Genomic DNA, 10,788 nt, shown 5'->3' with positions numbered 1-10,788 from the left:
GGGGCCTGCGTCGACTGCGTCGGGTCCGGACCGCTCGCGCCGCCGCCGCCCGGATCGCGGTCGGTCCCGGGCACCGAGGACTGGGCGTCGGCGCTCGTGCCGGACTGCCCCGTGGAGCCGCCCGTCACACCGGACGTACCGGACGCGGGTGCCTCGACGCCCGGTCGGGCCGTCGCACCGGCGCCTGCCGAGGGCGTGGCCTGCGGGGCCGCGGCGCCGGTGCCGGAGGGCCGCGCCGACCGGGAGGGCAGCGGGGTGGTGTCGACCTGACCGGCCGGTGCGCCCTCCTCCTGGCCCGGTACGGGCATCCAGGGCGCGTCGGAGTTGCCGGAGAGCAGCGTGGAGACGATGACGACGGCGTAGACCGCGCAGGCGACGCCGACCAGGATGCCGAGGCGGCGGTACAGGCGGCTGCGGCGGCCGGACGCGTCGACGAAGACGGGCCCGTCGGAGGGCTCCGGGCCGCTCTTGCGGTGTCCGCCGTCGGCCCGCAGCAGCACGCCGTCACCGAGGTGGACGGCGTCGAGCTGGACGGTGACCTCGTGCGGGTCGTGGGTGTGCCCGGCGGCGGCGCCCGGGTCGCCGTCCGTGTCCGGCAACTCCTGCCAGGGGTCGCGGAGTGCGGCGGTGGCGGGTCCGGGCGGGGGCACCGGCGAGGGTGCGGTTGCCGGTGCGGGGAAGGCGCGGGTGGGGGCGACCGGGGCGACGGGACGGGCCGACGGGAGGACGTCCGTCCGGTCGGGGTCCGGGAAGGGGCCGTGGGCGTGGGCGGTGCCGTGGGCGTGGCCGGTTCCGGGCGCCGGGGCGGCGTTGCCCGGGTTCGCCCCGGCCGGTTCGGTTCTGCCCCAGGTTATCCGCGCCTGGGCCAGCGGGTCCGGGCCCCGCCCGTAGGGGGCACGGCCGCCTATTCGGGAGCCCAGCACCTCCGTCCGGTCGGCGTCGGAACTCCCGCGGCCACGCGGGCCGTCACCGGAAACGCCGAACCAACCCGAGCCCGGCGCGGTCACCGGAGTCCCCCCGGCCGGGGGGAAGGGGCGGGTCGGGGGCAGCACCTCGGTGGCGTCAGCATCTCGTCTCGCCTCCGGGAGATCACGAGCTCCGGACTCGGCCTCGGGCCACTCCGGTTGGGCGTCTTCTTGCCAATTCTTCACGCGCGCGCACTTCCCCCCACGGAATACTTCCGGGTGCGCATACGACTCCGAGCACTCGTCGGCCGAACCGGCCCCCACCAGGTTCGAGCGCCCCCTGTATCACACCGTGCTCAGGCAAAGAATGTAGCGCACGCGGAGGATGTGTGGTGGCCGAGTGTCACTTGTGGAGGGACATCACAGCGGCGTCGACGGCCGGAATCCATCCGTCGCCGGGAACCTCCAGCCAACCCTTTTCGGTCGCGACCTGCGACGCCGCCCGGCACAGCGCGTCGAGCGCGGGATGCACCAGTCCCTTTCGCCACACGAGCGAGACCGGCGACAGCGGCACGGGGTCGACGAGGGGGCGCACCACGGTCGAGGCCATGGCCGGAAAGCTCTCCACGGCGAGGATCGGATTGCGCGTCTTGTCCATGATGCGCTGGAACTCCTCCTCGCCGACCGCCAGCGGCGCGGGGGACGCCACGTGGATGCCGCGCCCCTCGAACAGGCGCTGCGCGAGGTCGGTCCACTCCGGCGTGCGCGGGTTGCCGGCCCCGGCGTACACGGCCTCTCCGGCGAGTGCGGAGAGCGGCACCTCCGCCAGCCGGGCCAGTGGATGGTCCTCGGGCAGGACAACCGCCATGGGTTCCAGGCGCACCGGCTGGTGGGCGAGTCCGGCGCGCAGGCCGGCGGGCAGCCCCGCGAACCGGCCGAAGGAGGCGTCGAGGCGGCCCGCGACCAGTTCACCGGCGGCGTGGGTCAGTCCGCTCTCGTAACGCGCCATCAGCTCCTGCTCGGACGCGAGCGCACGGGCCCGCTCCAGGACCAGGCGGCCGGTGACCAGACCCGGGGAGTTGAGGTCGACCAGCAGCGGGCGCGCCTGCCCGAAGGCGGCCAGCAGGTCGTCCTGCGCCTGGAGGACCCGGCGGGCGTGGGGCAGCAGCCGCTCGCCGTCGGCCGTCGGCGTCACCTGCCGGGTGGTCCGGACGAACAGCTCGGCGCCCAACTCCCGCTCCAGGCGCCGCACATCCCTGCTGAGCGCCTGCTGGGCGACGTAGAGGCGGGCGGCGGCACGGGTGAAGTGCAGCTCCTCGGCGACGGCGACGAAGGCGCGCAGGAGGCGGGGGTCCAGGTGGGCGGGTGCGGGCATCCGGTGAATTTACAACGCCGGTGCGTGAATGGCCACGGAGAAGGTGTTGGACCCCCCGGCCGTCGCCGGACGACGGTGGACGCATGCCGCAACCCACTCCGGCGCGCCCGTCCCGTCCCAGTCGGCCCGCCCTCCTCCTGGCCGTCACCGCCGACACCCTGGTCGCGGCCGACTTCCGCCCCCGCACCGGACGCCGGCCGCCCGGCCCGTACCGGCGCCTCCTCGCCACGCCCGGCGCACGTGCGTTCACGATCGGGAACCTCATCGCCCGGCTGCCCATGGGCATGTTCAGCGTCAGCGCCGTCGTGATGATCGCCGGCACCCGTGGTTCCTACGCCCTCGCCGGCGCCGTCACCGCGACCGGGCTGGCGGCGACGGCGCTGGTCGCCCCCTGGACCGCGCGACTCGTGGACCGGTACGGCCAGGCCAGAGTGGCCCTGCCCGCCACCTTGTTCGCCGCGCTGGGCTCCCTCGCGCTGCTGCTGTGCGTGCGGTACGGGGCGCCCGCCTGGACCCTGTTCGCCGCGTACGCCGCGACCGCGACGACGCCCAACACCGGCGGCATGGCCCGCGCCCGCTGGGCCCACCTGCTGAGGGGGGACGCCGACGCGCTGCACACCGCGAACTCCTTCGAACAGGCCACGGACGAACTGTGCTTCATGCTCGGGCCGGTCCTCGCGGCGTTCCTGTGCACCGCGCTGTTCCCGGAGGCGGGCACGCTCGTGGGCGTGGTGCTGCTGGTGACCGGCATGCTGCTGTTCACCGCCCGGCGTTCGACCGAGCCCCCGGCCCGGCCGCACCCGACGGCGAAGGCTCCCTTCCGGGCGCCGGGCATCCCGTCGCTGCTGGTGGTGTGCCTGGCGATGGGCGGGGTGTTCGGCGCCATGGAGGTCGTCACCATCGCCTTCGCGGACGCACAGGGACACCGTGCGGCGGCCGGTGCGGTCCTCGCCCTGCAGGCGGCCGGTTCCTGCGCGGCGGGTCTGCTCTACGGCGCGATCAAGCCCGCCGGACCGGCCGAGCACCGCCTGCCGTGGTGCGTGGCCGCGATGACCGCCCTGCTGACGCTGCCGCTCCTCGCGGCCTCCCTCAGCGGCTCCCTGCCCCTGCTGGCGCTCACCCTGCTGGTCGGCGGGATGGCGACGGCCCCGACGATGGTGACCACGATGACGCTGGTCCAGCACCGCACCCCGGAGGGCCGCCTGAACGAGGGCATGACCCTCGCGGTGACCGGCCTGCTCGGCGGCATCGCCTGCGGCAGCGCGGCGGGCGGCTGGACGGTGGAGCACGTCTCCCCCACCGCGGCCTATGGCATACCGGTCACGGCGGCCGCGACGGCCCTCCTCCTGGCCCTGCTGCCGACCCGGCCGACCGCGTGAACGCGAGAACCCCCTGGACCGCCGGCGGGTGCCGGTGACCAGGGGGTTCCCTCCGTACGGGGGTGCGGGTGGCGAAGCCCCCGCAGCGCGCGGCGCAGCCGCGCAAAAACGACGAGGGCGACGTGGCTCGCGCTTATCGCGAGCACACGTCACCCTCGACCTCGTGGAGATGGCGGGAATCGAACCCGCGTCCAACGGTGCGGAATCAGGGCTTCTCCGTGTGCAGTCCGCTTCGATTTTCTCAGCCCCGGAGATCACGCGGACAAGTCTCCGACGGGCTCAGTCACTGTTTGGTTTCCCTCTTCACCCCGTGACCGGGATCAAGGTTTAGTCCCCTAGCTGATGCCAGGATCCGGGTCGGGAACAGCCCCGGGCTGACACTCCCTTAGTAGGAGGCTCGCTTCGCTACCTGAGATCAGGCAGCGAGGGCGAAGGCCTGCTGGGAGGAATCGCGCTTGGTGTTGGCGATTATTTTTTCGGCCTGTGGTTTACGAGATCATGGCCGCTTCCTCGACACGCTTCCCCTGCTTCGACAGCCGCTGTCGAAACCGATCATCCCCATGTTGATTTTTCAAGTCCTCCGAAGAGGGGCGCACACCCTCTGTGGGGTGCACGTGCCATCGTACGTGACCAACGCACGCACGTGCCAGCCTATTCCCGCGGCTCAGGCCCGCTGCTTGCGCCGGATCGCCGAGACCGTCCGCTCCGCCTCGCGGCGGTCCTGCTTCTCCCGGAGGGTCTGCCGCTTGTCGTACTCCTTCTTGCCGCGTGCCAGCGCGATCTCGACCTTGGCCCGCCCGTCCTTGAAGTAGAGCGCCAGCGGCACGATCGTGTGACCGGTCTCCTGGGACTTCGACTCCAGCTTGTCGATCTCCACGCGGTGCAGCAGCAGCTTCCGCTTGCGGCGGGCGCTGTGGTTGGTCCAGGTGCCCTGGCTGTACTCCGGCACGTGCACGTTGTGCAGCCACGCTTCGTGACCGTCCAGCTGCACGAAGCCGTCGGCCAGCGAGGCCCGCCCCTGGCGCAGCGACTTCACCTCGGTACCGGACAGCACGAGGCCGGCCTCGTAGGTGTCGAGGATCTGGTAGTCGTGCCGCGCCTTCTTGTTCTGCGCGATCAGCTTGCGCCCTTTTTCCTTAGCCATAGTGCGGTCCATTTTGGCACTACGGAGGGGCCTGACGGAAAGCCGATTACGCGGTCGGCCCGAGCCCGCTCAGCACCGTACGGGCGCGCGCGAGGGCGGCCGGGTCCGCCGGGTCGACCTCCAGGTCGGGCGTGATGCCCCTGCCGTCGACGCCGCGCCCGGAGGGGGTGCGGTAGTGCCCGACGGTCAGCTCGGCCACCGTCCCGCCGGGCAGCCGGCTCGGCATCTGCACCGAGCCCTTGCCGAAGGTGCGGGAGCCCAGGACGACCGCCCGGCCGCGGTCCTGGAGGGCCCCGGTGAGCAGCTCGGCCGCGCTCATCGTGCCGCCGTCGACGAGCGCGACCAGGGGCCTGGCGGTGTCGCCGCCGGTCTCGGCGTGCAGGGCCCGCTGGTCGCCGTCGACGTCGTACGTGGCGACCAGGCCGCCGTCGAGGAAGGCGGAGGCGGCGGTGACGGCCTCAGTGACCAGACCGCCGGAGTTGCCGCGCAGGTCGAGGACGACCCCGGCGCCGGACGGCACCCGTGCCACGGCCTCGCGCACCTGCTCGCCGACGCCCTTGGTGAAGGAGGCGATCTTGACGACGGTGAGGCCGTCGGCGAGCGTGCGGACGGTCACCGGGTCCGTGGACAGCCGGGCGCGGCGCACGGTCTCGGTCCACGCGCGCGTGCCGCGCTCCAGGCCCAGCCGGACGGCGGTGCCGGCGGGCTCCGGCTCGGCGTCGCCGCGCAGTATGGAGACGACCTCGGTGACGGGCCGCCCGTCGACCCGCTCACCGTCGACGCTGCGCAGCCGGTCGCCCTCGCGGATCCCGGCGTCGGCGGCGGGTGAGCCGGAACGCACCCTGGTCACCTCGATGCGGCCGTCGCGCTCGCGGCGCGCGGAGAGCCCGACGCCGGTGTACCGGCCGTCGAGGGCGTCCTCCAACTCCTCGTACTCGCCCTCGGAGTAGACGGCGCCCCAGCGGTCCCCGCTGCGGCTGACCGCGCGTTCGGCGGCCTCCACGGGGGACTTGCCGTCGGCCACGGCCTCGGCCGCCGCGCGGGCGACGTCGTCGTGGCGGGCCTGCTGACCGACGGGGGCGGCCGAACGGGCCGTGCCGGGATCGGACTTCCGCTCCGGTCCGGGGAGCGAGCCGGTGGCCGCGCCCGCGACGAGCACACTCGCGAACACCAAGGTCAGGGCGGCCCCGTGGCGCACGCGACGGGGCTGACAGAACAGGTCACGACCTGACATGCCGGTGAGTCTAGGACAACGCGTAAGGGCCGCACGGTCCCTTGACCACGCGGCCCCCTTGGTATGCGTCACACCTTCAGGTACTTGCGCAACGCGAAGAACGCCGCCAACGCGGGCATCAGCAGACTCGTGGCCAGGATGAGCGGCAGCTTCGTCAGGACGGCGTCCCAGCCGATGAAGTTGATCAGGTTCAGCTTCTCGGACAGGGCGAGCCCGTGATCGATGATGAAGTACCTGGCGATCACGAGGAAGCCGCAGGCGACCCCGCCGCCGATCAGACCGGCGACCGCCGCCTCCATGATGAACGGCGCCTGGATGTAGAAGCCGGAGGCGCCCACGAGGCGCATGATGCCGGTCTCGCGGCGCCGGCTGAACGCCGAGACGCGCACGGTGTTGACGATCAGCATCAGCGCGACCACGAGCATGAGGGCCATCACCGCGCGGGCGGCCCAGTTCATGCCGTTGAGGAGGCCGAAGAGGTTGTCCAGGATGCCCTTCTGGTCCTGCACGGACTGCACGCCGTCCCGGCCGTCGAAGGCGGTCGCGATGACCTGGTACTTCTCCGGGTCCTTCAGCTTGATCCGGTACGACTCCTGCATCTGGTCCGGCGTGAGGGAGCTGGCCAGCGGCGAGTCGCCGAACTGCTCCTTGTAGTGCTTGTACGCCTCGTCCTGCGACTCGTAGGTCACCTTCTCGACGACGGCCATCTCGTCGAGGTCGGACATGATCTGCTTCTTCTGGTCCTCGGTCACCGCGCCCTTGGCGCAGTTGGGATCGGACTCGGCGTCGCTCTTGTTGCAGAGGAACACCGAGACGTTGACCTTGTCGTACCAGTAGCCCTTCATGTTGTTGACCTGGTCGCTCATCAGCAGCGAACCGCCGAACAGGGCCAGGGACAGGGCGACCGAGACGATGACCGCGAAGGTCATCGTCAGATTGCGGCGAAGACCGACTCCGATCTCCGAGACTACGAACTGGGCGCGCATGGCGTCTCGTTAAGCCTTTCCGTTCCTCGTCGTCTGTGGCTCGTCAGTGCTGGTAGCCGTAGACACCGCGTGCCTGGTCCCGGACGAGGCGGCCCTTCTCCAGCTCGATGACGCGCTTGCGCATCTGGTCCACGATGTTCTGGTCGTGCGTGGCCATCACCACGGTGGTGCCCGTCCGGTTGATCCGGTCGAGCAGCTTCATGATGCCGACCGAGGTCTGCGGGTCGAGGTTGCCCGTGGGCTCGTCGGCGATCAGCAGCTTGGGCCGGTTGACGAAGGCGCGCGCGATGGCGACGCGCTGCTGCTCACCGCCGGACAGCTCGCCGGGCCTGCGGTCCTCCTTGCCGCCGAGTCCGACGAGGTCGAGGACCTGCGGCACGGACTTGCGGATCTCACCGCGGGACTTGCCGATGACCTCCTGGGCGAAGGCGACGTTCTCGCCGACCGTCTTGTTCGGCAGCAGGCGGAAGTCCTGGAAGACCGTCCCCAGCTGGCGCCGCATCTGCGGCACCTTCCAGTTGGACAGGCGGGCGAGGTCCTTCCCGAGGACGTGCACCTGTCCGTGGCTGCACCGCTCCTCGCGGAGGATCAGCCGCAGGAAGGTGGACTTTCCGGAGCCGGAGGACCCGACGAGGAAGACGAACTCGCCCTTCTCGACCTCCAGGGAGACGTCCCTGAGGGCTGGGTGGCTCTGTTTGGGGTAGACCTTGGAGACGTTGTCGAATCGGATCACGGATGCACCACGGGTCGCCGGGGGTAGATGAGCGTGACCTTACGCGAACCGGGGAGGGGACCGCAGTCACCGGTCGGGGTTGCGTATCAGTTGTGTGTTTTGTCCCTACGGGAGGGCGCGCGGGGCCCCTCGGAACCTGGCACAGTGGAGGGGAACGTTCGTGTCGTCGCGGGCGTTGTTCCGAACGGAGCCGGTGGCAAGGAGGGCGAGCGCATGACGTACGACCGGTTGGTGTGCGCGAACTGCGCGGCGCCCGTGAGTGAGGGCAGGTGCCCGGTGTGCCGGGCGAACCGCGAGCGGCTGCAGCAGGAGAGCAACTTCTTGGCGGGACTGAATCCGGCGACGTTGATCGCGCTGGTGGCGGTGCTGATCGCGGCGATGGCCCTGCTGGCCCACCAGACCGTCTGAGGCGCCAGGAGCGGCCTTCAGGGCCGCCAGGACGTAGCGGGACGGGCCGGCAAGCACCAGGAAGACAGGGAAGGGGCCCGGAGCGAGGACGCTCCGGGCCCCTTCGTCTGCGTGCGCGGTGCGTACGCGGACCGCTACCGTCAGGCAGCGGCTCCGCCGCGGCCGTTCATCAGGCGCGGCAGGAAGCGGAAGCCGATGCCTCCGGCGATCATCGTCGCGGCGCCGACCAGCAGGAACGTGGTCTCCGCGGCGCCGGTCTCGGCGAGCTCCTCACCGCTGCCCTGGGCGGCGGTGTCGGAGGAGGCCGGGGCCTCCTCGCCGGTGTCGGTCAGCGCGGAGGAACCCTCCTCCTGAGCGACGTTGTCGTTGCCGCCGCCGTCAGGGGTGGTGTTGTCGTCGCCACCGGTGCCGCCGGAGTTGCCGCCGTTGCCGCCGTTGCCGCCGTTGTTGCCGTTGCCGCCGTTGTCGCCGGCACCGCCGTTGTCGCCGTTGCCGCCGATGTCACCGGCACCGCCGTCGTCACCGTTGCCGCCGATGTCACCGGCACCGCCGTCGTCACCGTTGCCGCCGATGTCACCGGCACCGCCGTCGTCACCGTTGCCGCCGATGTCACCGGCGCCGCCGTCGTCACCGTTGCCGCCGATGTCGCCAGCGCCGCCGTCGTCACCGTTGCCGCCGATGTCACCGGCACCGCCGTCGTCACCGTTGCCGCCGATGTCGCCGTTGCCGCCGTTCTCGCCGCCCTCGGTCACGCCGACAATGGCGTTGCCCTCGGTCGCACCGCCGTCCTCCTCGCCGCCCTGGACGCTGACGCCGAGGCCGACGCCGTCGCCGTCGGCGCTGGCGTTCACGCCGATGTCGAGCGCCGAGGCGGCACCCGCCGCGGTCAGGGAGGCGCCGGCCGCGATCACGGCGCCGGCCGCTATGCGCGCGACACGGATGCGCGTCTTCTTCGTCATGTAGTTGCTACCCCCAGTAGCCGATTGGTCGGTGAGGCCGCACTCGGGGGCCGTGATCGACGGGGGTGGCTGCGTGTGTGCTCAAGTCCCCCGGTTCACATGCGCCCCAGAAATACGCATGCCGAGCCTCACCATTCCGAATGTTCAAAGCCCCGTCAAGGCCATTGCGTACGCGATGTCCAGGTACGGGACGTATGCCGGACACAAAGGCTGTGAGTGTGATGCAAAACCCAGACATCACCGGCGAACAGGGAGCAGACAAAAGGCAACCGCCGCCGGTAGGGCGGCAGTTGCCTTGTCGACAAAGCGGCGACTCCGCTTCGCGTTACTTCTCCCGCTGCTTGCGCCAGCGAATTCCGGCCTCCAGGAATCCGTCGATCTCACCGTTGAACACGGCCTCGGGGTTGCCCACTTCGTGCTCCGTGCGCAGGTCCTTGACCATCTGGTACGGGTGCAGCACGTACGAACGCATCTGGTTGCCCCAGGAGTTGCCCCCGTCGCCCTTGAGGGCGTTCATCTTGGCCTGCTCCTCCTGGCGGCGCCGCTCCAGGAGCTTGGCCTGGAGGACGTTCATGGCGGTGGCCTTGTTCTGGATCTGGGAGCGCTCGTTCTGGCAGGACACGACGATGCCGGTGGGGATGTGGGTGAGGCGCACCGCCGAGTCGGTGGTGTTCACGCCCTGGCCGCCGGGGCCGGAGGACCGGTAGACGTCCACCCGCAGCTCGGACTCGTCGATCTCGATGTGGTCGGTCTGCTCGACCACGGGGAGGATCTCGACGCCCGCGAAGGAGGTCTGGCGGCGCCCCTGGTTGTCGAAGGGCGAGATGCGCACCAGCCGGTGCGTGCCCTGCTCGACGGAGAGGGTCCCGTAGGCGTACGGCACCTGCACGGCGAAGGTGGTCGACTTGATGCCGGCCTCCTCCGCGTACGACGTCTCGTAGACCTCGGTCTTGTAGCCGTGCTGCTCGGCCCAGCGCAGGTACATGCGCTGGAGCTTCTCGGCGAAGTCGGCGGCGTCCACGCCACCCGCCTCGGCGCGGATGTTGACGAGCGCCTCACGCGCGTCGTACTCGCCCGAGAGCAGGGTGCGGACCTCCATCTCGTCCAGCGCCTTGCGGACGGCCGTGAGCTCGGACTCGGCCTCGGCACGGGTGTCCGGGTCGTCCTCCTCCTCGGCCATCTCGAAGAGCACGCCGAGATCGTCGATCCGGCCGCGCAGGGCCTCGGCCTTGCGCACCTCGGCCTGGAGGTGCGACAGCTTGCTGGTGATCTTCTGCGCCGCCTCCGGGTCGTCCCACAGCGAGGGCACTGCCGCCTGCTCCTCGAGCACGGCGATGTCTGCCCTCAGCCTGTCGAGGTCCAGGACGGCCTCGATCGACTCCATGGTCGAGGAGAGGGACTTCAGCTCTTCGGATACATCGACGACTGCCACGCGTCCAGCGTAACGGCTCCGGCCGCCGGTCCACGCCCGGCGGGTGCGGGCGCGGGCGCCGGGGGCGGTGCGGCCTCAGGGAGCGGCCGGGGCCGAGTTCCGCGTGTCCTGGGGTCCGGTGCCCTCCTCGTCACCGCCCGTGGCCAGCCACGTACCGACGCCGATGGCCGCGACCAGGGCGACCGCGCCGGCGCCCACCGCGATCCGGCGCCGCCGCGCGGTGGCGCGGTTGC

General features: G+C 71.4%; 9 protein-coding genes, 1 other RNA gene and 2 pseudogenes. 2 read left to right on the top strand and 10 right to left on the bottom strand.

The genetic code is table 11. From position 1 onward, the window contains the following. Positions 1–923, bottom strand: a pseudogene (locus tag BZZ08_RS39760) (hypothetical protein); the annotation flags it as partial. Between the two features lie 385 nt (positions 924–1,308). Next, positions 1,309–2,280 (bottom strand): LysR family transcriptional regulator, encoded by a 972-nt coding sequence (locus tag BZZ08_RS37235; protein WP_104636571.1) that lies wholly within the window; start codon positions 2,278–2,280, stop codon positions 1,309–1,311. An 83-nt stretch (positions 2,281–2,363) separates the two neighbouring features. Between BZZ08_RS37235 and BZZ08_RS37230 the strand changes: the two genes are divergently transcribed. Then, a complete protein-coding gene (locus tag BZZ08_RS37230; RefSeq protein ID WP_107491005.1) occupies positions 2,364–3,659 on the top strand; it encodes an MFS transporter in 1,296 nt (431 codons plus the stop codon). 161 nt (positions 3,660–3,820) lie between these two features. Here the strand turns inward: BZZ08_RS37230 and ssrA are convergent. The 5 genes from ssrA to ftsE form a co-directional block, all read right to left on the bottom strand. Continuing rightward, positions 3,821–4,219: a transfer-messenger RNA gene (gene ssrA / locus BZZ08_RS37225) on the bottom strand. A 104-nt stretch (positions 4,220–4,323) separates the two neighbouring features. Then, positions 4,324–4,803: an SsrA-binding protein SmpB gene (gene smpB / locus BZZ08_RS37220; RefSeq protein WP_104636570.1), complete on the bottom strand. Its 480-nt coding sequence runs from the start codon at positions 4,801–4,803 to the stop codon at positions 4,324–4,326. Positions 4,804–4,849: 46 nt separating this feature from the next. Continuing rightward, the gene (locus BZZ08_RS37215; RefSeq protein ID WP_198601922.1) at positions 4,850–6,037 is read right to left on the bottom strand and encodes a S41 family peptidase; all 1,188 of its coding nucleotides are present in this window, start codon (positions 6,035–6,037) and stop codon (positions 4,850–4,852) included. Between the two features lie 68 nt (positions 6,038–6,105). Beyond that, complete coding sequence (gene ftsX, locus BZZ08_RS37210; RefSeq protein WP_052841736.1) at positions 6,106–7,023, bottom strand: permease-like cell division protein FtsX; 918 nt, start codon at positions 7,021–7,023, stop codon at positions 6,106–6,108. Between the two features lie 43 nt (positions 7,024–7,066). Next, on the bottom strand, positions 7,067–7,756 hold the full coding sequence (ftsE, locus tag BZZ08_RS37205; RefSeq protein WP_003975843.1) for a cell division ATP-binding protein FtsE: 690 nt from the start codon (positions 7,754–7,756) through the stop codon (positions 7,067–7,069). A 213-nt stretch (positions 7,757–7,969) separates the two neighbouring features. Here ftsE and BZZ08_RS37200 point away from each other — a divergent pair, with 213 nt between their 5' ends. Further along, complete coding sequence (locus tag BZZ08_RS37200; protein WP_104636569.1) at positions 7,970–8,164, top strand: hypothetical protein; 195 nt, start codon at positions 7,970–7,972, stop codon at positions 8,162–8,164. A 140-nt stretch (positions 8,165–8,304) separates the two neighbouring features. Here BZZ08_RS37200 and BZZ08_RS37195 read toward each other — a convergent pair whose 3' ends face one another. The 3 genes and pseudogenes from BZZ08_RS37195 to BZZ08_RS39755 all read right to left on the bottom strand — a co-directional run. Continuing rightward, a complete protein-coding gene (locus tag BZZ08_RS37195) occupies positions 8,305–9,123 on the bottom strand; it encodes a hypothetical protein (protein ID WP_104636568.1) in 819 nt (272 codons plus the stop codon). A gap of 325 nt (positions 9,124–9,448) precedes the next feature. Beyond that, a complete protein-coding gene (gene prfB, locus BZZ08_RS37190; protein WP_104636567.1) occupies positions 9,449–10,555 on the bottom strand; it encodes a peptide chain release factor 2 in 1,107 nt (368 codons plus the stop codon). 75 nt (positions 10,556–10,630) lie between these two features. Further along, positions 10,631–10,788 (bottom strand): annotated as a pseudogene (locus BZZ08_RS39755) (serine/threonine protein kinase); the annotation flags it as partial.

The organism is Streptomyces sp. MH60, assembly GCF_002939385.1.
GTDB lineage: Bacteria > Actinomycetota > Actinomycetes > Streptomycetales > Streptomycetaceae > Streptomyces.
This window is presented reverse-complemented; position numbering and strand designations above follow the sequence as displayed.

Bases quoted from the DNA above. Each gene is read 5' to 3' on its own strand.
- BZZ08_RS37235 (WP_104636571.1), bottom strand. From the start codon at position 2,280: ATGCCCGCACCCGCCCACCTGGACCCCCGCCTCCTGCGCGCCTTCGTC.
- BZZ08_RS37230 (WP_107491005.1), top strand. From the start codon at position 2,364: ATGCCGCAACCCACTCCGGCGCGCCCGTCCCGTCCCAGTCGGCCCGCC.
- smpB (WP_104636570.1), bottom strand. From the start codon at position 4,803: ATGGCTAAGGAAAAAGGGCGCAAGCTGATCGCGCAGAACAAGAAGGCG.
- BZZ08_RS37215 (WP_198601922.1), bottom strand. From the start codon at position 6,037: ATGTCAGGTCGTGACCTGTTCTGTCAGCCCCGTCGCGTGCGCCACGGG.
- ftsX (WP_052841736.1), bottom strand. From the start codon at position 7,023: ATGCGCGCCCAGTTCGTAGTCTCGGAGATCGGAGTCGGTCTTCGCCGC.
- BZZ08_RS37200 (WP_104636569.1), top strand. From the start codon at position 7,970: ATGACGTACGACCGGTTGGTGTGCGCGAACTGCGCGGCGCCCGTGAGT.
- BZZ08_RS37195 (WP_104636568.1), bottom strand. From the start codon at position 9,123: ATGACGAAGAAGACGCGCATCCGTGTCGCGCGCATAGCGGCCGGCGCC.